The following is a 22,152-nucleotide window of genomic DNA, read 5'->3' on the forward strand; positions in this document are numbered from 1 at the left end:
ACAGACCATCTACGGTTCGGCAGAATTTCATGATACGAGGGGGGCCAGCATGCATCCCCAGCCCCCCGCGCCGCCCGCCCTCGACCTCGAGCCCTGGCTTCGGGCCGCGATTGCCTCCGCCGACGCCATCGCAAAGCTCCACCAGAGCGGGCTCATCCACCAGAACATCCGCCCGCAAACGCTGCGGCTCGAGCCGGGCGGGGGGGTCGAGCTCGTCGGCGCGGAAGGGTACGAGCTCACCGCGGCCATGGTGCTTTCGCTGCCGCTCGACGCGCTGCCGTACATCGCGCCCGAGCAGACCGGGCGGCTCGATGCCGCGATCGATCATCGCGTCGACCTGTATTCCCTCGGGGTGCTGCTCTACGAGCTCTGCGCAGGGGCGCTGCCATTTCACGCGGAGGACGCGGTCGGCTGGTTGCATTGTCACGTCGCGCGGGCCCCGAGGCCGCTCGCGGACGCCGCGCCCGGGACGCCGGCGATCGTCTCCGAGATCGTGATGCGGTTGCTCGCGAAATCGCCCGACGAGCGCTACCAGAGCGCCCGCGGCCTCACGCACGACCTCGAGCGCTGCCTCTCCGAGCTCCTGGCCCACGGCCACATCGAGCCCTTCCCCCTCGGCGCGCAAGACGTATGGGACAAACTCCGCGCCGCGAGCCGGATGTACGGCCGGCGCGCCGAGCTCGCGGCGCTGCACGAGATCCTCGAGCGCGTGCGAGAGACCGGCATGCGCGAGGTGGTGGTCGTCAAAGGCCCCTCGGGAATCGGCAAATCGGCGATCCTGCGCGAGCTTCAGCGCGAGGCGGGGAGCGGGCGCGCGGCCTTCCTCTGGGGGACGTTCGAGGAGCAGCGGCGCGACATCCCGTATGCGACCCTCGGCCAGGCCTTCGAAGGGCTCATCCGGCAGATCATCGCGTCGACCGACGCGGAGCTCGCGGCCGTGCGCCAGGAGCTCGCGGCGGCCCTCGGCGACAATGGGCAGCTCATCATCGGGCTCGTCCCCCAGATCCAGCTCGTGATCGGCAAGCAGCCGCCGGTCGTCCCGCTGCCTCCTGCCGAAGCCCGCACCCGCCTGCACCAGACGTTCCGCGCGTTCGTCTCCGTATTTGCGTCCCGGGAGCGTCCGCTCGTCCTCGTCCTCGACAACCTGCAATGGGCCGATTTCGCGAGCCTCGAGCTCTTGCAGCACATCCTGACGCAGCCCGAGGGCCGGAGCTTGTTGCTCATCGGGACCGAGCGCGACGATGATGCGTCCGAGCCCGTCCAGGCCATGCTGCGCGAGATTCAGAACGCCGGCGTCGCCGTCCACGAGCGTGTGATCCTCCCGCTCGAGCGCGCGGATCTGATCGAGCTCGTGATCGACCTCTTCGCCTGCGAGCGCAAGGACGCCGAGCCGCTCGCGGCCCTGCTATGGACGAAGACCGGGGGCAATCCGTTCTTCGCGGCGCAGCTCCTCGGCGCGCTGCACCAGGATCAGCTGATTCGATTCGACACGCGCCGGTGGGCGTGGGTGTGGAACATCGCCGAGCTCGAAGCCAAGGAGATCACCGACGACATGGTCGAGCTCGTCCTCGGCAAGCTCCGGCGCTTGCCCCAGGCGACGCTCGAGCTCCTGAAGCTCGCGGCCTGCATCGGCGGCGAATTCGCGGTTTCGCTCCTCGGCACGCTGAGCGAGCGGACGCCCGAGGAGGTGCGCCGCGCGCTCGAATCCGCGCTCACCGAGGGGCTGCTCCTGCAGCGCCCGGACGGATACAAGTTCATGCATACGCGGGTGCATCAGGCCGCGTATTCGATGATCCAGGAGCAAGAGCGGGCCGGGCTCCATTTGCGCCTCGGCTGGCTCCTGCTCGAGCGCACGCCCGAATCCGAGCGTGATGCCCTGCTCTTCGACATCGTCAACCAGTTGAACCTCGGCGCGTCCCGCGCGCTCACCACAGAGGAGCGGCGCCGCATCGCCGAGCTCGATCTCGCGGCCGGGCGGAAGGCGAAGGCGGCGAGCGCGGCGCGAGCCGCGGCGGCGTACCTGTCCACGGGTATGTCGCTGCTCCCGCCCGATGCGTGGGACGTCGAATACGCGCTGACGTACGACCTCTCCCTCGAGCTCGCCGGTTCCGAGTTCATGAACGCGCGCGTCGAGGAAGCCGAGCGGCTCTGCGCCACGATCGTTTCGCGCGCCCACACGCCGGTCGAGCGGTCGGCTGCCCATCGTTTGCAGATCCAGCTCGCGATTGCGCAGGTGAACAACGCGCGCGCGATCGAAGTCGCGCTGTCGTGCCTGCGCGAGCTCGGTGTGAATCTGCCCGAGCGCCCGACCCAGGACGACGTGCGCGCCGAGCTCACCGCGATGCGCGCCGCGCTCCACGGCCGCGCCATCGAGGATCTCATCGACCTGCCGGCGATGACGGACCCGAGCATGGTCGCCGCGATGCAGGTCCTCTCGTCGGCGTATCCGGCCGCGGTGTACGCCGCAATGGCCTTCGCGGACCTGACGGCGGCCCGGATGGTGCGTCTCAGCATCGAGCACGGCATTACGCCGGCTTCGGTGGCCGGACTTTCGTACCTCGGCTCGCTCCTCTGCGTGTCGTTCGGAGAGTTCCACGAGGGATATCGTTTCGGCAAGCTCGCGTTCGAGCTCGGGCGACGACCCGGCCTCGGCGACTACGCCCCGCCGGCCGTGGGCGGGTTTTCCACGACGATTCTGCCCTGGTCGAGGCACATGCGGGAGGCGCTCGAGCCCCTCCGGTACGCCTTCAAGATCGCCCGTGAATCGGGGCAGCTCCTCTATGCGACCATCTGTCTCGTCCAGAACGTGATGATCCTGATCGCGCTCGGCGAGCCGCTCGAGGCCGCGTACGAGGCGACCCTCACGGCGTTCGAGTTCGCGAACAACGCGAACTACGGCTTCCTCGCCGAGAATATCCGGCTGCTGCAGCGATTCATTCGGTGCCTCTGCGGCGACACCGAGCGATTCGGATCGCTGAGCGGGGACGACTTCGACGAGGCGGCGTTCGCCGTGCATCTGCGCGAGAGCAACATCCCGCTCGTCCGCCTGCTCTTCCACACGTACCAGCTCGTCGCGAGGTACCTGGCGTACGATTACGAGGGGGCGCTCGCGTCGTCGCAGGCCGCAGAGGAGCTCTTTCACGCCCGCGTGTACGGGGTCTCGGACGCCGAGTGCTGCCTCTACACGGCGCTCACGCTGGTGGCGCTCCTCGAGCGCGCCGAGGAGAAGGAAAAGGAGAAGCTCCGGGCGCAGCTCGACGCATGCGAGGCGACGCTGCGTCGCTGGGCGGCGAGTTGTCCGGACAACTTCGCGTGCCGGCACGCGCTCCTCACCGCGGAGATCGCGCAGCTGGAGGGCCGCGATCACGACGCATCGACCCTGTACGATCGGGCGATCCGTGAGGCCCGCGCGGCGGGGTTCATCCAGATCGAGGCGCTCGCCTGCGAGCTCGCCGGCCGCTTCTCGCTCCGCCGCGGCCTCGCCGTCGTGCCGGCCGCATTCCTTCGCGAGGCGCGGACCTGTTATGCGCGATGGGGCGCGCGGGGCAAGGTGAAGCAGCTCGAGGCGCTCCACCCCGACCTCCTCGTCGAGACGCGCCGGGAGAGTGGCCCCACGCCCGCCGCGAGCTCCGAGCCGATCGATACCCTGACGGCCGCGAAGGCCTCCGCCGCCATTTCGAGCGACATGTCGCCGGATCAGCTCCTCGCGACGCTGATGCGGATCCTCATCGAGCACGCGGGGGCGCAGCGGGCCTGCTTGCTCTTGCCCTCCGCGGGGACGCTCGGGGTCGCCGCGGACGTCACCTCGGATCAGGACGGCGTGCGCGTCGACATCCCCAGGGGGGCGCGCGTGCCCTCCGCGGTGTCGTTCCCGCTCTCGGTCGCGCATTACGTGCGTCGCACCCGCGAGAAGCTCATGCTCGACGACGTGGCGGCGCAGGGGATGTTCTCGTCGGATCCTTACCTGTCCAAGGCGCCGCCGAAATCGATGCTCTGCGCGCCGATCGTCCGGCGCGGGGAGGTGGCAGGCATTCTGTATCTCGAGAACAACCTCGCGCGCGGGGTGTTCACGGCGCGGCGGCTCGCGTTGCTCGAGTTCCTCTCGGCGGTCTCGCTGGAGAACGCGCTGCTCGCCGCCGATCTCGCGCGGGAGACGGCGGAGCGGACCCAGGCCGAGCGGACGCTGCGCGAGAGCGAGGAGCGCCTGGCGCGGCTCGTGGAGACGGCGAGCGTGGTGCCGTGGGAGGCCCGCGCGGAGACGGCGCGGTTCACGTACGTCGGCCCGAAGGTGGTCAAGATGCTGGGGTATCCCCAGGACGCCTGGTTCTCGCAGGATTTCCTGTCGAAATACGTGCACCCGGAGGATCGCGAGAACACGTTGATGCATTTCTTCGCGGCCGCCGCGGACGACGATTTCGATTTCCGCATGACGGCGTCCGACGGGCGCACGGTGTGGCTGCACAACGTCTTCAGCTCGCGAGCGGTCGACGGGGCCGAGGTGCTCGGCGGCTTCCTTTTCGACGTGACCGAGCGCAAGGAGGCCGAGGCGACGTTGCGGGAAAAGCTCCGGATCATCGAGGAGCAGCAGGCCGCGATCCGGAGTTTGTCCACGCCGATCATCGAGGTCTGGGAGGGCGTCTTGACGATGCCCGTGCTCGGGAGCGTCGACGAGAAGCGGGCCGCGGAGATGATGAGCGTGGTGCTGGAGGCGGTGACGCGCACCGCCTGCCAGTACACGATCATCGATCTGACGGGCGTCGATACCGTGGACCCCGCGACGGCCGATTACATCATGCGAATCGTGCGCGCGGTGCAGCTCCTCGGCGCGCAGACCATCGTGGTCGGCATCCGGCCCGAGGTCGCGCAGACGATCGTGTCGATGGGAGTCGATCTGTCCGCGATCGCCACGCTCTCGACCCTGCGCGCCGCGCTGCTCCGGTGCATGCGGGATCAGGAGCGCGCGCGGGGCAAGGCGGCGGCGCAAAAGGCGGCTCGTCAGGTCAAGAAGTAACCGCCGTCGACCGCGATGTTGGCCCCCGTGATGTAACCCGCTCCCGGGGAGCAGAGGAAAAGAACGGTCTCGGCTGCCTCGTCGGCGTGGCCCAGGCGCCGGACCGCGATCCGCGCGGTGGAAGCCGCGATCGCCTTCGGCGGCACGTCTTTGTAGGCAGCCCGGGACATCGGGGTATCGAAGGCGCCGAGGCAGAGCGAATTGACCCGGATGTTCTGCCCGGCGTATTCGAGCGCGGCGGTGCGGGTGACGCTCTCGAGCCCCGCCTTCGCCGCGCCATAGGTGCCGAAGAGCGCGGCGCCTCCCCTCGACGTGGCGGACGAGCCATTGACGATGGCCCCGCCGCCGCTCGCAATCATTGCGCCGATCTCGTATTTCAGGCAGGCGAAGAGGCCCCGCAGGCAGGCGAAATTCGCGTCGAACTCCGCCGCGAACTCCGCGAGCGGCGCCATCTTCGGCGCGACCCAGGCGTTGTTGTACGCGCAATCGAGCCGCCCGTAGAGCTTCACCGTGTGCTCGACGAGCGCCTTGATTTCCTGCTCGTTCGTCACGTCGCAGCGGACGAACGTCGCGTCGCCGCCCGAGGCGCGGATCCCGCCCTCGACCTCGCGTCCGAGCTCCACGCGCCGCGCCGCGATGACCACCTTCGCGCCCTCGCGGGCGAACGCCTCTGCCGTCGCTCGTCCGAGGCCGGAGGTTCCTCCGGTGACGAGCGCAACTTTCCCTTGGAACCGCATGATGTCGTCCTCCGTCGCCGATTGCCGCTGGTTCGTCACGCCATCGAGTAGGTAGGTCCTACGGGCAGGGAGTAATGCACGTGGACCAGCTTCCACGCCGCGCCTTGCTTTTCGAGGACCCAGCTCGCGCGTACGCCCTTGTAAAATGGCCGCAGGCCGCTCGCCGCGATCACCATCTCGGCATCGAAGCGCGCATTCACGATCGCCGTGCGCCCGCCCGAGACGATGAGCACGTGTTCGTCGTACACGTCGAGCCCCGCGTCGCGGAGCGATTCGTTGCCATTCTTGTAATGCCGCCGGACGGTATCCGAACCCACGATGACGCTGTCGCCGACCGGGATGAGCACGGCTTCGTCGTTATCGGCCCACTTCTTCCCGATGGCGACTGCGTCGCGCGCCCGCATGTGTTCGAGCAGCTCCCGCATGAATGCGCGAACGGACGCTTCGTCCTCGGCCTCCGAAGCGCTGGGCGCGGGGGCCGAGAAGGCCGTTTCGACATGTGTGGCGAGCCCCGCAACGGTTTCCTTTGCGAGGATCGTGAAATGGTCACCCGGTACGCGCACGGATCGAAGGCCGCGCAGCGGGAGGTCGGCCCCGCCGGCGGCGCGCGCCGGCGATTGCTCGGCGATGAAGAGCGTCGCAGGGACGGTCAGCTCCTCGGGCGCATGGCGGCCCCACAGATCGAGGTGGTGTTCGGCGATGGCGACGTTTCCATCCGGCCGCGGAGGCGCGACGTCGGCCCGGCGGAGGTGCTCCCGGCCGACGTTTGGCGAGCCGAACACATCGAACAGGACGAGCCGCGCCTCCTCCCCGCTCTGCACGAGCTGCCTCGCCATTTCAATGGCGATCACGCCGCCGAACGACCAGCCGCCGAGGAGGTAGGGGCCTTTCGGCGCCGCGCGCCGGATCGCCTCCACGTAACGCGTCGCGATCTCCTGGATGCTCCCTGGGCGAGCGGCGGGATCGTGGAGCATCGGAGACGGAATGCCGAAGACGGGTCTGTCCGGGGACAGGGCCTTCGCGAGGTCCTCGTAGCACGCGACGCCGCCGCCGATGGGATGGACGAGGAACACGGGAGGCTTCGCCCCGCCGTGCGCGAGGGAGACGAGGCCATTCGTCGGGGGCCGCGGGGCGTTCGTCGACGCGAGCGGCTCCGCCGGAGGGGCCACGAGGGCCGGAGCGGGGCCGTCCCCGCGGGGCGCGAGGAGACGCGCGAGCCCGTGGACCGTGGGATCCGCATTGAATTGGGCCGCCTTGATGTCGCGGCCGGTCATGACGCGAATCTCGGAGAGCATCTGGATCGCGAGGAGCGAATCGCCGCCGATCTCGAAGAAGCTCGCGTCGGGAAGGACGTGGGACACGCCGAGCAGGCGCTTGAAGATGTTTTGCACGAGCGACTCCGAGGCGTCGGTCGTGGCTGGGGCCGGGGGCGTCGCTGCGGGGAGGCGCGCCGCCGGCGAGGGGGGGCTCGTTTGTTCGGCGATGAGGTGGCCGTGGTCGTCGATGACGTCGATATCACGTTGGCCCTTGTCTGCGGGGGCAAAGGACACGACGAGCCCGCGCGCAATGCCGCCGGCCCGCTCGGGGAGCGTCGTTGGGCTCTCCGCCGGCGCGGCGCCGAGCGTGTAGCGACGGCCCTCGAAAGGATACGTGGGCAGCGGGACGCGGCGCCGTTTTTCCGGGGCGTGGAATGCCTGCCAGTCGATGTCGACGCCGAGCTCCCACGCCCGACCGAGCGCGCGGAGCACCTCCGCGTGGGCGGGCACGTCGCGCCGACGATGTCCGGGGAGCGTGCTCAGGATCTCGATGTCACGTCCTGCGACGCGCGGGTGCGCCTTGAGGAAGGAGCCCATCGTGCCTCCGGGCCCCACTTCGAGGTAAATCGCGGAGGGTATGTCGAGCACCGTGCCGAGCCCCTCGGTCAAACGAACGGCGCTGCAGAGGTGATCGGCCCAGAAATCGGGGTTCGTGGCCTGCTCGGGCGTGAAATGGGTCCCGGTCAGGTTGGAGACGATCGGAATCGCAGGGGGCGTGCGGACGGCCGCCGCCACGGCGTCCCGGAAGGTTTGTCGGATGGACGCCATCGAGGGGGAATGGGAAGCGCGCGAGACGCGGACGACCGTCGTCTCGAATCCGGCCGCGGTGAGGCGGGCGCGTGTGGCGTCGATGGATCCGGCGGGGCCCGAGAGCACGACGGCGTTCGGCGCGTCCGTCGCGATGACGAGGTCCGCGGGGAGGTGGGGCTCGATGGCGGCGGCGTCGCCAAAGACCGTCAGCATCCCGCCCGGGGGCGTCGCGTCCATGAGGCGCCCGCGCTCCGCGACGAGCGAGAGCGCATCGCGGAGCGAAAAGACGCCCGCGAGGCAAGCGGCCACGTATTCGCCGACGCTGTGTCCCAGCATCGCGGCGGGTCGAATGCCCCAGGCCTGGAGGAGCGTGGCGAGGGCATATTGCACCACGAAAAGGAGGGGCTGGGCCCATCGCATCTCGTCGAGCAGGTGCTCGTGCTCGGGGGCGCGTTCGAGGAGGAGCGGGGTCAGATCGAGGCCCGCGTCCCGGTGCAGGTGCTCGACGCAGGTGTCGATGGCGGCGCGGAAGACGGGCTCGGCGTCGTACAGCGCGGCCGCCATGCCGAGGTATTGCGCGCCGTGCCCCGGGAAAAGGAAGACCACGGGGCGCGCGCCGCGGGACGCCGCGATCGGGGCGCCCGCTTGCCGCTCCGCGAGCCGCTGCCTGGCCTCGGCCTTGTCATGACAAACAACCGTCGCGCGAAACCGTCGCGGCGCTCGTCCGACGGCGAGGGAAAACGCGACGTCGGCGAGGTCGAGGTCTTGATGGCGCGCGAGGTGTTCGCCGAGCCTGCGCCGGGCCTCCGCGAGCGCGGTCTCGGTGTTCGCAGAGAGGCAAAGGAGCGCCGTCGGGCGGCGGCTCGGGGCGATTTCGACCCGTGGAGGCTCTTCCAGGACCACGTGGACGTTCGTCCCGCCAAGCCCGAGGGCATTGACGGCCGCGCGGCGCGGGCCGTTCGTCCGCGGAAAGGGTCGGGGCGCGTCGGGCAGGAAAAACGGGGTGCTCGCGATGTCGAGCAGCGGGTTCGGCGCCCGGAGGTTCGGCAGCGGCGGGATGACGCCGCGCTCGAGCGCGAGCGCCGCCTTGACGAGGCTCGCCCCGCCCGCGGCGGCGTCGAGGTGCCCGAGGTTCGCCTTGAGCGAGCCGAGCGCGCAATACCCTCGATGATCGGTGGAATGGCGGAAGACCCGGGCGAGCGCCTGGACCTCCGTGGGATCCCCGAGGCGCGTGCCCGTGCCGTGGGCCTCGACGAACCCGATCGAGCGCGGATCGATGCCGGCCGTGTCGAGGGCCTGCGAGACGACCCGCGCGACCCCGTCCTCGCTCGGCGCGGTGAAGCCGAGTTTTTCGCTGCCGTCGTTGTTCATGGCTGAGGCGAGGAGGACGGCGTGAATCGTGTCTCCATCGGCGAGCGCGTCGGCGAGGCGCTTGAGGACGACGATCACGGCGCCGCTCGAAGGCACCATGCCGCTCGCGCCCTCGTCGAAGGGTCGGCAATGGCCGTCGCTCGCGAACACGCCGCCGTCGGCCCAGAGATATCCGCGGTCTCCGTCCCGGAGCGAGGCCAAAGAGACGCCGCCCGCGAGGGCCACGTCGCATTCGCCGGTGAGCAAGCTCTGGCGCGCGAGGTGGACGGCCGAGAGCGACGTCGAGCACGCCGTCTGCACGGTGATCGCCGGGCCGCGGAGCCCGAGCTTGAAGGCCACCCGCGTGGCCAGGAAATCATGCATGTTGAGCGTCTGCGCGCGGAAAGCGTTCGCCGAGCGGCCCTCCTCGCGGAGCGCGTCCGCGACCGGGCCAAGCCAATGCAAGGGCGCGCCCATGCCCCCGAAGACGCCGATCCGGCCCGGGAAACGTGTCGGATCGCAGGAGGCGTTTTCGAGCGCCTCGTGGGCGCATTCGAGGAAGATTCGTTGTTGCGGGTCGAGGAAGGCCGCGTCCGCGTCGCTGTAACCGAAGAACGCAGCGTCGAAGCGATCCGCGTCGGCCAGCACGCCCTCGACCGGGACGAACTCCGCCTTTCGAACGCGCTTCGGATCCGCGCCGGCCGCGATCAAGGACGTGGGATCGAATCTCTGGACGGTCTCGCGCCCGGCGTGAACGACCTCCCACAGCTCGTCCGCGTCACGGATCCCCGGGGCGCGGATCGCCATTCCAACGATCGCAAGGGCGTGCGCCCGCTCCGGTTCCTTTTTGGTGGCCTCGTGGGGGGTGGCGCGGTCGCGACGCGTGGTCACGTGCAAGGTGGCGAGGTGCCCGGAAAGGAGGCGGATCGTCGGCATGCGCATCAGCGTCACGACGTCGATGTCCGCGCCGAGCTCGGCCGCGATCGCGGTCTGCACGCGCACGAGAGAAAGGGAATGGCCGCCGGCCTCGAAGAAGGGCGTGTCGATATCCATCTCGGCGACGCCCAGCACGTCGCGCCAGATGGCCGCGACGCAGGCTTCGAGGTCCGATGCGGACGCCGTCGCCGTGGCCGCCGGCGTCGCGGGCGCCGCAGGGGGCGCAGGCGCCGGGAGCTTTTCGCGATCGATCTTGCCATTGCGGTTCGTCGGCATCGCGTCGAGGACCACGAAGCTCGTCGGCACCATGTACTCCGGCAGCCGTTCGCGGAGGTATTTGCCGAGCTCACGCCCGAGGTCCTCGCGCGCGCCGCCGTGGGGATTCACGTAGGCGACGAGGCGCGCCTCGCCCTGGATGTTTCGCACCTCGACCGCGGCGAGGTTCACGGCCTTGTGATTGCCGAGCGCGGCTTCGATCTCGCCGAGCTCGATGCGATAGCCGCGCAGCTTGATCTGCCGATCGACCCGCCCGAGGTATTCGAGGTCGCCATCAGGGCGCCATTTCACCCGATCCCCCGTGCGATAAAGCCGCGCCCCCGGCGTCCCGTCGCCCTCCACGAACGCCGCCTTCGTGAGTTCGGGGCGATTCAAGTATCCACGCGCGACGCCCGATCCGCCGATGTAGAGCTCCCCGGGGATGCCCACGGGGACGGGATGGCCGAGCTCGTCGAGGACGTGGACCGCGACGTGCGGGAAGGGGCGTCCAATGGCGGGTTTTCCCGTGCCCGCTTGAATCCGCGCGGCGACGGAGGCGACCGTGGCCTCCGTCGGACCATACACGTTGAACAAGCGCCGCCCAGGCGCCCAGCGCGCGGCGATCTCCTCGGAGAGCGCCTCTCCCGCCGTGATGAGCGTTTGCAGCGCGGGTAGGTCCTCGTGCGGCAGGACCGCGAGCACGGACGGGGTCGTCTCGAAGGCGTGGATGTCCTTTTCCCGAAGGAAACGCGCGAGCGCCGGGCCCGGCACGGTGCTCTCCTTGTCCCCGAGCACGAGCGTGGCGCCGGCGGACCACGCGAGCGTGTAATCGCCGACCGATCCATCGAACGTGAGCGGGAAGAGCTGCAAGACGCGCGTGCCTACGCCGAGGCCGAAATACGCCGCCTCCGTCCGCGCGAGGTCGCCGAGGCCGCGGCGCTCGACGAGCACGCCCTTCGGCCGTCCCGTGGAGCCGGACGTGTAGATGACGTATGCGAGGTGATCCTGCCTTGCCATGGGCGGCAGGGCTTCCCTCGGGAATGCGGCGATCTCGGATGCGTCGGCGTCGAGCCGCAAGGTGGAGACGCCGGGCGGCAGCGACGCGTCCGCGCGCCTCGTATTCGTGAGCACGAGGCGCGCTTGGGCGTCCTCCAGGATGAAGGAGAGGCGTTCGCGTGGAGCGTCCGGATCGAGGGGGACGTACGCGCCGCCCGCCTTGAAGACGCCGAGAATGGCGATGTACGCCTCGAAGGAACGATCGAAGCAGAGCCCGACGAGCGTCTCCGGGCCGACGCCGCGCGCGCGCAGCGCATGCGCGAGCTGGCTAGAGCGGGCGTCGACCTCGGCATACGTGAGCTGCTCGTCGCCGCGCTCCAGGGCGATCGCTGAAGGATTACGCGCCGCATGGGCCGCGAAGATCTGCTCCAGGCTTTCGCGCGCGTCGTCCCCGACGGGCAATGCGGACGGGCCCTGCCACGTGATCAACTGTCGTCGCTCTTCCTCGGTCGAGAGCGGGAGATCCCGGAGCCGCTGCGTCGGATCCCGGGCGATGCCTTCGAGCAGCGTCCGGTAATGGCCCACCATCCGCTCGATGGTGGCGGCGGAGAAGAGATCGGTCCGGTATTCGAGGTGGCCGACGAGGCCCTCGGGCCGCTGATGAAGCTCGAGATAGAGGTCGAACTTCGCGGTGCCGATGTCGATGCGGCTCGCGCTCCAGTGCGGCGGGTCGCCGGGAGGCGGGAGCGGCGGCATGAGGAGGAAGACGGTGTCGAAGAGCGGGCTCCTGCCCGGCTTGCGAGGGACACCGAGCTCGGCGAGGAGCCGATCGAAGGGGACGTCCTGGTGCTCGCGCGCCCCGCGGAGGACCTCCCCCACGCGTGGCAAGAGCTCCTCGAACGAGAGGTCGCCGTCGAGCTGGGTGCGCAGGACGAGGTTGTTGTTGAAATACCCGATGAGCGGCTCGAACGCGGTGCGTGGACGCCCGGCCGCGGCCGAGCCGACGAGGATGTCGCCCTGCCGGGTATGATGGAAAAGGAGCGTCTTCCACGCGGCGAGCAGCGTCGTGAACAAGGTGACGCCCTGCCGATGGCCGATCTCGCGCAGCCTGGCCGCGAGCTCCGGCGCGAGCTCCACCTTCATGCGGGCGCCCTGGCCCGTCGGCTGCGACGGGCGCGGGAAATCGAGGGGCAGATCGAGCTCCTTCGCGCCGGCGAGCTGCTCGCGGAAATACGCGAGCTTGGGGGCGAGCTCGTCCTCGGTGAGCCAGCGCCGCTGCCAGGCGGCGAAATCCGCGAGATGGAGAGAGAGCTCCGGCAATGGCGAAGGCTCGCCCCGGGAGAAGGCGGCGTACAGCGCGCGGAGCTCCGGCAGAAAGACGTGAAAAAAGGAGACGCCGTCGACGACGAGGTGATGCGCCGTGACGCAGAGCCGCGTGTCGTCGTTCGCGAGGCGCAAAAGGAGGGCCCGGACGAGGGGGCCTTCGCGCAGGTCGAAAGGCCGGCGCGCGTCGATTCGAGCGAGGCTCCGCGCTTCGGCCTCGCGCTCCTCGGAAGGCAACATCGTCAAATCGACCACGGGCAGGACGAACGGCCGAGGCGGCAGGACATGCTGCATCGTCTGGCCCTCGGACTCCGTGAATACGGTGCGCCACGCCTCGTGCCGGCGGGTGATCTCCGTCAAGCACCGGGCGAGCACGGCGGCGTCCACGGGCGCGCGCATGTGCACGAGGATCGGCTCGTTGTAGAGCGGTGCGTCCGGGAACATCTGCGCGGTGAGCGACAGGCTCTGCTGCGCGAAGGTCGCGGGCAAAGGACCGCCGCGAGGCGCCTTCGTGACGGGCGGCCCGGGGGGCGCGGCCGTGGGCCGAGCGGTTTTTTCTGTCGATTCGTCACGCCGCGGCGGCTGGTTTGGCTGGGCGGAAAGACGAAGCTCGGGCGCGAACGATGGACCTCCACCCGCCATTGCATGGGAGACGGCGATCGAGCCACTCCCCACGCTGTCGTCTTGCGCAATCGCTCCGGAGACAGGGGCAGGTTCGCGATCACCAGATGGAATGGGCGTACCGCTCCCCGAAAGGGGATCGATGAGCTTGCGGGTCATGGGGCCTAGCCTTCGACCCCCCCAGTGTACAAACAAGGTTGTCGGGCAAAGACGTAAATTGGGCAAGCCTGTGGGCACGATTTCCGCGCCGAGTTTCATGCGTATCGACGTCGGAAGTCCCAGAGGTGACGTTACGAAAACGTGTCTGCGCCGATTCCTGCGTCTTTCGACGGGAATCAGCGCATGTAATGTTTTGTAAATTTACATCGCGGTTCGTCGCCGGAGCGCGTCAATGAGAGCGCAGCGACTCCCGGGGCATGCCGCTTCAACTGTGAGATTTTATCTTCGAAAGATTTTTATGGGTGCAAACGGGCGACTCGCCCCGTCGAGCGGCCCTAGCACCTCGAAAGGAGCGCCTCCGCGGCGGCCGTGTGCTCGTCGAGGGCCGCCTCGACGAGGCGGGGCAGGCCGTCGTGCTGGCCCTCCCGCGCCGCTCGCTCGACGTCCGCCGAGCGGCGCGAGAGGCGCGTGGCGCCGAGCATGCCCGCGCTGCCCTTGAGGTTGTGCGCGAGGCGCTCGAGCCTGCGGAGATCCCCCTCCGCGAGCGCGGCGCCCATCTCCTCCACGTTGCGCCGGGAATCGTGGACGAAATCGGACACCAGGGCGGCAAATGGGTTCTCTTCGTCGAGCGACGCGACGAGCCGGACCCTTTCGAAGGCCTCCTCGTCGAGGACGGGCTCGTCCGGGTCGCGCGGGAACGGGATCCGGGAGGACGCGGGGATCCTCGGCAATTCGAGGGCCGAGCGGGTGAGCGCGGCGACGAGCTCCTCGATACGAATGGGCTTGGAGACGAAATCGTCCATGCCCGCCGCGAGGCACTCTCTCCGGTCTTCCTGCATCGCGTTCGCCGTCATCGCGATCACGCGAGGTTTGCCCTGGTACGGGCCCGGCGCGCGGAGGCGGCGGGTGGCTTCGAGGCCATCCATGTCCGGCATCTGCACGTCCATGAGGACGACGTCGTATTCTTTGCGCGTGACGGCCTCGAGGACCTCGAGCCCATTCGCCGCGATGTCCACGCGATAGCCGAGCCGCTGGAGCAGGAGGCTCGCGACCTTCTGGTTCACGACGTTGTCCTCGGCGAGGAGGATCCGCAGCGGATGGCGCTCGCCGAGCGAGGGATCGATCGCCAGCGCCCGCGGGGCGCGCGAGGGGCGCACGACCGATTGCGAGAGCGCGCGCAGGATCGCGTCGAAGAGGCTCGATTGCTTGATGGGCTTCGAAAGGCAGGTGGCCCCGAGCCGCGCCGCCTCCCGCTGCGTGGCGAGGTCGCTCGACGTGAGCAGGAGGAAAGGCAGCTCCGCGAGGCGAGGATCCTGGCGAAGGGCGGCGCCGAGCTCGAAGCCGCTCATGCCCGGCATGGTGGCGTCGAGCAGCGCGAGGGCGAACGGGAAGGGTTCGTCCGGCGGCTGGTGTTCGGCGTGGCGCCGGAGCAGGTCGAGGGCCTCGGCGCCGGAGGCAGCGAGCGTCGGCGTGAGGCCAAACGCGTGCGCCTGTTCGGCGAGGATGCGCCGGTTCGTGGCGCTGTCGTCGACGATGAGGACGTGCTTGCCCGCGAGATCCGGGCCGGCGGCGGCGAGGGCGTCCGAGAGATCGCGCCCGACGTCGGGCGCGGGGATCGTCTCGATCGTGAAATGGAACGTCGTGCCGACGCCCTCCTCGCTCTCGACGTCGATGCGTCCGTGCATGAGCTCGACGAGGCGCTTGCAGATCGCGAGGCCGAGCCCGGTCCCGCCGTACCTGCGGGAGATCGAGGCGTCGACCTGGGAGAACGATTGAAAGAGCCGCCCGAGGCGGTCCTTCGGGATGCCGATGCCCGTGTCGCGCACGGAGAACCGGAGCACGAGCTTGCCGGACGGCGCGGGTTCGTCCACGGGGGCGATCTCGACGGTGATCTCCCCCGCGGCGGTGAACTTCACCGCGTTGCCGAGGAGGTTCACGAGGACCTGCCGGAGCCGCGTCACGTCGCCGAAGATCCCGGGCGGCGTGCGCGGATCGACGAAGGCGCCGAGCTCGAGGCCCTTCTTGCGCGCCGCGACCGCCACGAGATCGAGGGCCTCCTCCACGCACGGGCGGAGCGCGAAGGGCTGCTCTTCGAGGTCCATCAGGCCCGCCTCGATCTTCGAGAAATCGAGGATGTCGTTGATGATGGTGAGCAGCGCCTCGCCGCTCTGGCGGATGGTCTCGACGACGTCGCGCTGCTCCTCGCCGAGCGGGGTGTCGAGCAGGAGCCCCGTCATGCCGAGGACGGCGTTCATGGGCGTCCGGATCTCGTGGCTCATCGTGGCGAGGAACCTCGATTTCGCCGCGTTCGCGAGGTCCGCCTCCCTGCGCGCCGCTTCGAGCGCGGCGTTTTTCGCGAAGAGCTCCTCGCTGGCGAGGTGCTGCGCGGTGACGTCGATGAAGACCCAGAGCCGGCCGCGGTACTCGCGTTCGCCCGTGGCCGTGCTGGAGATGCTGAGGACGCGCCGCGGGGGACCCAAAAAGCTCCACCGCGCGTCGCGCAGCTCGGCGTCGCGCTGGTTCATCACGGCGAGCGCGCTCCGCCGCAGGCCCGCGCGGTCCTCGGCGCGGTTCCACAAGCCGGCCATCGCGCGCGCCACGCGGGCAGGCTCGTGCGCGCCCTCGGGGAGGCCGAGGAGCGCGGCCGCGGCCCCGTTCACCCACGCCTCGGAGCCGCGATCGTCGACGAAGACGAGGCCGTGCGGGAGGGTCTGGAAGACGGCGTCGAAGCGGGCCGTGGCCGCGGAGGCGAGCTCGGTCTTTTGCAGGTGCCGCACGAGCAGGTGAAACAGCGGCAGGACGGACACGAGCGTGCGCTGCTCCTCGTTCGAGAAGGGCGCGACGTCACGGCGGACGAGCGCGAGGCCCCCCGCGTCCTCGGAGGACGACCAGGGCAGGATCGCGAGGCTGCCGCGGAGGTTGCGCGGCAGGCCCATCTCGGAGGTTACGACGGCGTCGAAGACGGGGCGGGCGGACTCGAGCGCGCCGGCGAAGATGGCGGCGTGCGTCATGCCATCCGGCAGGACGCCGGCCGGGGCGCTCGCGAGCGCGACGGCCGTCACGGGGTCGATCCTGCGGAGCGCGAGGACCGCTTCGGCCTGGAACCTCTCGCGGAGCACGGCGAGGACGCGGGGGAGCGCGGCGTCGGGCTCCCCGGCGCCGAGCGCGGCGAGCAGGGCTTCGGGCGTGCTCGTCGGCATCACGTCACGCGGAGGCGGCGAACGAGAGGAGGGCGTTCGTGACCTCTTCCGGCGCGCTCCAGTGCGGCATGTGGCCGGTCGTGTCGAGGACCTCGAGCCTTGCGCCGGGAATGCGGCTCGCGAGGAAGGCGCCGACCGCCACGGGGACGGCGACGTCCGCCTGCGACTGAAGCACGAGCGTCGGGATGCCGAGCTTCGGGAGATCGGCGCGGTGGTCGGACTCGAAGATGGTGTGAGCGACGGTGAGGGCGATGTCCGGCCGGAGCGAAAGGAGGCCCGCGGCGAAGTCGCGGGCGAGGTCGGGTTTGTCGGGGTTGGCCGTCGCGATCGGGGCGAACCCGCTGGCCCAGGCGTGGTAGTTCGTCTGCATCGCCTCGTAGAGGCCGTCGAGGTCCGCGCGCTTGAAGCCGCCTTCGTAGCCCTCGTCGTCGAGGTAGCGGGGCGAGGCGCCGAGCAGGATGAGCTTGCGGAAGCGGCGCGGCTCTTCGAGCGCGGCGAGCACGCCGATCATGCCGCTCATCGAGTGGCCGACGTAGACCACGTCTTCGAGGGCGAGCTCCTCCAGCAGGTTGAGCACGTCCATCGCGTAGCTGCGCAGGCTCTGGTAGCGGCGCGGGCTGTAGGCGGAGAGGTCGGAGCGTCCGGCGCCCACGTGGTCGAAGACGAGGACGCGGTGCCGTTCGGCGAGGACGGGCGCCTGGTTCCGCCACGCCGTCTGGTCGGTCCCGAAGCCGTGGGCGAGGACGAGCGTCGTGTCGCCTGCGCCGAGGAGGCGCGCGTGATGTCGCTGGGAAGGGGCAAGAGACATGGGGCGGGCCAGCGTCGAGGTTACGAGCCCTCCGCGAGGAAGGGAATGCCCCCGTGCGCGTGGAGAAGAACCGGCCGCCCGCGCCCCTCGGGCGACGCGCGTCAGAACACGAGCGCGACCGCGAGGGCCTCTTCGATGTTGTGGATCGGCTGCTTGTTCACGAAGACCGGCGCGTACGTGGCGCTGACCTTCACGACGAGCGGCGGCGCGATCCACCATTCGAGCTTGGCCGTGGCCTCGGGCGCGAGGGGAAAGCCGAGCGCCTCCTCGGTGCCCGCGTCGGGGGTCGTCTCGAAGTTCGCGTCGACGAGCTTTTGGCTCGCGGAGAAGCGGCCGATGCGCACGGCGGCGCCGAACACGAGGGCGACGGGCCACTCGAGCTCGCGGAGGCGGAAATTGATGCCCGGCGCGACCGATAGCTGCGCGAAGTCGGGCGCGCCCGCGTTCGGGTCGATCGCCGTCTGGAAGCGGGCGACGACCGGGATCGAGAAATGCGGGCCGAGGTGCAGCTCGAGCGCGGCGCGGGGGTAGATGCCCGGAACGAACCCGCCTTGCCCGACGACCTGGTAGACGCCCGCGCCGGCCTCGATGTGGAAGCCGACCCCGGCCAGGCCGTACTTGGGCTTGAGCCGCCGCGGATCATCCTCCTCGGCGCGGGCCGCGCTCGAAAGGAGCAGCGTGGCGGCGCACATGAACGAAAGGAGGCCGGCTTTTTCCAGGCGAACGCCGCGTCGCATGGGTATTTAGTAACGAGGAGGGCTTCTCGGCGTCAAGGAGCGTTCGCCGGGATCAGCACGTTTGGGGCGATGCGTCAGGGACCTTCGAGGGTGAAGGTATCCCAGACGGCCCCCTTGTCATCAATCACCTGGCCGGAGAGCGTCTTGCCCGTTGCGTCGAGGACGACGGCGTGACGGACGGTGCCCGAGGCGGCGCGCATCGCGCAGATGGGGCGGTCGACGTTCTCGTCCACGTTCGCGAGCGAGGCGCCGCCGCCGCCCGTCGTGATCCACGTGATGTCGGGGAACGCGAATCGCTCGTAGCCGTGCATGTGGGCCTGGATCACGAGCCTGACCCCGTGCTGCACGAAGAGCGGCTCGAGCTCGGCGCGCGTCGCGGGATCCTCGGATTTGTCGCCGCACGTCACGAGCGGTTTGTGGAGAAAGACGACGGAGAATCGATACCCGGGCTTCGACGCCGCGTCGGCGAGGGATTGGGCGAGCCAAACCCCCTGCTCGGAGGCGAGGCCGAGGGGTTTCTCCGTGTCGAGGGAGAAGAACCACACGCCGCCCGATTCGAAGCGGTAAGAATCGCCCTCGCCGTCGAAGCCGGCGCCGCCGAAGAAGCGTCGATAATAGGCCTCGTACTCCTCGGGCACCTCGAGCTCGTGATTGCCGAGGGCCGGGAACATCGCGCCCTGCGCGAGGAGCGGGCGCATGGCGGGGAACCAGGACGCATACGTCTCGAGGCCGGACTCGTAATACTGGATGTCCCCGCCGTGCAGCGTGAAATCGGGGCCCATCGGCAAGACCTGATCGAGGAGCTTCAGCGTGATGCGATTGAGGCCCGGGTTCGTGTCGCCGATGGCGAGGAAGCGGAGATCCGCGCCGTCGGGTTTGGCAGCGCAGACGCGGCCCTTCGCCGCAGGATCGGCGGCGAGGTGGTATTCGACGCAGGCGCCGGGCGTGAGGTCGGAGAGGACGGCCTCGTGCGTCCAGTACGTGCCGGCTTCGTCGGCCGGCGCGCTCGGATCGAGGACCGCGGTGCGCCTCGTCGGGACCTCGTACGTCGTGACGGTCGAGGTGGCCTCGCGCGTCTCGCCGCCGCCCTCGGGCGTGAAGACGACCCCGCCCGCGACGCCCTGTCGGCACGCCTCCCAGCGGACGACGGCGGAGGTGCGATCGACGCGGAGCGACCACGGCCCCTTGCTGACGCCGCTGCCCGGACAGCGGTCGTCCGTGGGCGGGGGCGGAGGGGGCTCAACGGGGGCGGGATCGCTGCAGCCGGAGGCGAGCGAGGCGGCGATTCCGAGGGCGGCGAGGAGGCGAGGAGGAGCGGCGAGCGTCGACATGCGCGCCGCAGTCTACTCACGTTCAGGGCGTCGAGGTGAAGTTGCCGGTGCGGACCTGTTGGAGGACGAACGAACTCTCGCTGTCGAAGGCGGAGTCGGCCGTGCCGCGGCGCGAGCGGGTCATCTTGACGGTCACGTCGCAGGTCGGCGGGGGCTCGGCCGCCGTGCCCGTGGGCTGAAGGCTATTGGCCGGGATCGTGTGCGTGCCGCTGTCGCCGGGGACGTCGATGGTCTCGAGGAACGTGCAGGGGCTGCTCAGCTCGATGCGCACGTCGTCGTTCGAGCCCGAGGGGGTCCAGGTGACGTTGAGATCGGCCGCGCGCGAGACGGCGGAGGCGCCGATCGTGAGCGTGAAGGGCGCGGGCAGGGTGCCGCGGCTCGCGGGCGCGTCGTCGTCGTCGGCGCGCTGGAGGTCGACGGTGAACTCGGTGCCTTCGGCGGCCGTGTTGAACTCGGCCTCGTAGACGCCGGTTTCCTGGGTCTGCATCGGGACGCGCTTGTCGCCCGTCGAGGCGAAGATGCTGTCGCCGCCCGAGAGGTCGACGTAGGTGTTGCTCTCGTCGCCGCCCACCTTGAGCGTGGCGATGAGGCGCGTCTCCAGGTCGGTCTCGGCGGTGGCGGAGAGGATGGCCGCGATGCCGGCGGTCTTGACGTTCTGCGAGTCGACCGTCTCCTTGCAGCCCGAGAGGAGCCCGAGGCCGACGAGCGCAATTGCGGTGAGCAAACGTGTATTCATGGAAAGCCACTCTTTCTTCAAGGGCGCCCGCGCGGCGGGGCGCCGTCCCTGCAAAGGTACACGACTCATCGATCCCAGCGGGGCGCGACGAGCCTGCGATTTCCCTCGATGCTGCGCGGCGCGTCCGGGTCGTCGAGATCTTGCCGATCCCAGAGCTGGCAGGTGACCTGGCGGTGGCGCTGATCGAGCGCTTCGCAGTAATTCGAGTAGATGCAGCGCCGGACCTCGGCGCCGCGGCCCTCGCGCTGCTTGCGGAACCAGTCGGGATCGGCGAGCGATTGGCGCGCCGCGGCGACGAGATCGGCCTCGCCGCGGGCGAGGATCGATTCGGCCTGGACGAACGTGCCAATGCCGCCGGCGGCGACGGTGGGGGTCTCGAGGCCTTCGGCGCGGAGGGCGGCGCGAATGCGTGCCTGCTTTTCGACGTGGCGCGCGAACGGGCCGCGCGCGTCGGAGAGGGCCGTGGGCATGCACTCGTAGCCGCTCGGCCCGGTGTAGGGATAGGCCGCCTCGCCGACCTTGGGTTGCTTCGAATCCTCGAATTTGCCGCCCGTGGAGAGGGAAAGAAAGTCCATGCCGGCGCGGGCGAAGAGCCGCCCGTAATGGATCGCGTCGTCGACGCGGCTGCCGCCGTCGATGATCTCGTCGCAAAGGAAGCGGCAACCGACGGTATACGAGCGACCGACGGCCTCCCGCACGGCGGCGTAGACCTCGAGCGGCAGGCGCGCGCGCGCGTCGCGTGAACCGCCATAACCATCGTTTCGGTCGTTCCGCGCGGAGAGGAACGAGGCCATCGTGTAGGCGTGCGCGTAATGCAGCTCGACGCCGTCGAACCCGGCGTCCTTCGCGCGCCTCGCGGCCTCGGCGAAGAGCGAGGGCAGGACCGCCGGCAGGTCGCGGATGTGGGGCTCGTGGACGTCGGTGACGCGCTCGCGCGCCCCGAAGCGCAGCGCTTCGAGCTCGCGGGGATCGAGGATCCGATCGAGCACGTCATCGGTCGCGGTCCGCAGAAACGCGCGGATGCTCGCATCCGAGGCCTCGGCCCAGAAGGCGTCGCCGGTCTCGTGCTCGAGGTTCCTTCGGTGCGCGGCGGTGAGGGCGAGGTGGGTCTCCAGGAATTTTTCGTGCGGCGGGCGCCTGCGGATGCGGAGGAAATCGATGATCTGGAGGAAGAGGCGGGTGCGGCCGCCGCTCTTTTCCCGGACGCGGCGCGTGAGCTCGGCGAGACCGGGGAGGAACCTGTCGTGCCCGATGCGCAGGAGCGGCCCGCTCGGCACGTCCCGGATCCCGGTCGCCTCGACGACGAGCACGCCCGGCTCTCCCTCGGCGAAGCGGCCGTACCAGTCGAGCACGTTCTTCGTGACGAACCCCTCCTCGGTCGCGCGCCAGGGGACCATGGCGGGCACCCAGGTGCGATCGGCGAGCGTCAGGCCGGAGGCGAGCGTGAGCGGCGAGAAGAGGCGCGAGCGAGCGGCCTCCTCGGCCGTGGGAGGCCGGTCCTCGGGCAGGGGATGGCGGATGCGCTCCTTTGGCTTCCACATGGCGGTGTGTGTGAACGTGGTCCTGTGGGCTCGAAAACGAAGGCTCGGCGTTCGTGATCGAAGGCTTGGGCGTCCGTGATCGAAGGCCTGGGAGTTTGATATCGAAGTCTCGGCGTCCGTGATCGAGGTCTCGGCGTCCGTGATCGAGGTCTCGGCGTCCGTGATCGAAGGCTCGGAGTCCGTGATCGAAGGCTCGGAGTCCGTGATCGAAGTCTCGGAGTCCGTGATCGAAGTCTCGGAGTCCGTGATCGAAGTCCTCGGAGTCCGTGATCGAAGGCCTGGGAGTCCGTGATCGAAGGCTCGGAGCCCGTGATCGAAGGCTCGGAGCCCGTGATCGAAGGCTCG

The 22,152-nt window shown here is 69.8% G+C and carries 10 protein-coding genes; 2 read left to right on the forward strand and 8 right to left on the reverse strand.

Translation table 11 applies throughout. The annotated features are described in order from the left end of the window. The first annotated feature begins 49 nt into the window (after positions 1-49). Positions 50-5,011, forward strand: a complete 4,962-nt coding sequence (locus QHF85_RS15435; protein ID WP_281327938.1) for an AAA family ATPase — start codon at positions 50-52, stop codon at positions 5,009-5,011. Here QHF85_RS15435 and QHF85_RS15440 read toward each other — a convergent pair. The 8 genes from QHF85_RS15440 to QHF85_RS15475 form a co-directional block, all read right to left on the reverse strand. Beyond that, positions 4,996-5,787 carry an SDR family oxidoreductase gene (locus QHF85_RS15440; RefSeq protein ID WP_281327939.1) on the reverse strand — a complete coding sequence of 264 codons (792 nt, stop codon included), beginning with the start codon at positions 5,785-5,787 and terminating at the stop codon, positions 4,996-4,998. The genes QHF85_RS15435 and QHF85_RS15440 overlap by 16 nt on opposite strands. Beyond that, on the reverse strand, positions 5,784-13,454 hold the full coding sequence (locus tag QHF85_RS15445; protein WP_281327940.1) for a non-ribosomal peptide synthetase/type I polyketide synthase: 7,671 nt from the start codon (positions 13,452-13,454) through the stop codon (positions 5,784-5,786). Before QHF85_RS15445 ends, QHF85_RS15440 begins: the two co-directional genes overlap by 4 nt. A 335-nt stretch (positions 13,455-13,789) precedes the next feature. Next, positions 13,790-16,654, reverse strand: a complete 2,865-nt coding sequence (locus tag QHF85_RS15450; protein WP_281327941.1) for a response regulator — start codon at positions 16,652-16,654, stop codon at positions 13,790-13,792. A gap of 4 nt (positions 16,655-16,658) precedes the next feature. Further along, the gene (locus QHF85_RS15455; protein WP_281327942.1) at positions 16,659-17,462 is read right to left on the reverse strand and encodes an alpha/beta hydrolase; all 804 of its coding nucleotides are present in this window, start codon (positions 17,460-17,462) and stop codon (positions 16,659-16,661) included. A gap of 101 nt (positions 17,463-17,563) precedes the next feature. Then, a complete protein-coding gene (locus QHF85_RS15460; RefSeq protein ID WP_281327943.1) occupies positions 17,564-18,199 on the reverse strand; it encodes a hypothetical protein in 636 nt (211 codons plus the stop codon). A gap of 74 nt (positions 18,200-18,273) precedes the next feature. Next, positions 18,274-19,530, reverse strand: coding sequence for a metallophosphoesterase family protein (locus QHF85_RS15465; protein WP_281327944.1), 1,257 nt, complete (start codon positions 19,528-19,530; stop codon positions 18,274-18,276). A gap of 22 nt (positions 19,531-19,552) precedes the next feature. Further along, a complete protein-coding gene (locus QHF85_RS15470) occupies positions 19,553-20,266 on the reverse strand; it encodes a hypothetical protein (protein ID WP_281327945.1) in 714 nt (237 codons plus the stop codon). A gap of 65 nt (positions 20,267-20,331) precedes the next feature. After that, positions 20,332-21,807 (reverse strand): NADH:flavin oxidoreductase, encoded by a 1,476-nt coding sequence (locus tag QHF85_RS15475; RefSeq protein ID WP_281327946.1) that lies wholly within the window; start codon positions 21,805-21,807, stop codon positions 20,332-20,334. 118 nt (positions 21,808-21,925) lie between these two features. Between QHF85_RS15475 and QHF85_RS15480 the strand changes: the two genes are divergently transcribed. Next, on the forward strand, positions 21,926-22,099 hold the full coding sequence (locus QHF85_RS15480) for a hypothetical protein (protein ID WP_281327947.1): 174 nt from the start codon (positions 21,926-21,928) through the stop codon (positions 22,097-22,099). Positions 22,100-22,152: the final 53 nt, after the last annotated feature.

It is taken from the genome of Polyangium sp. 6x1 (genome assembly GCF_029946515.1).
Lineage (GTDB): Bacteria > Myxococcota_A > Polyangia > Polyangiales > Polyangiaceae > Polyangium.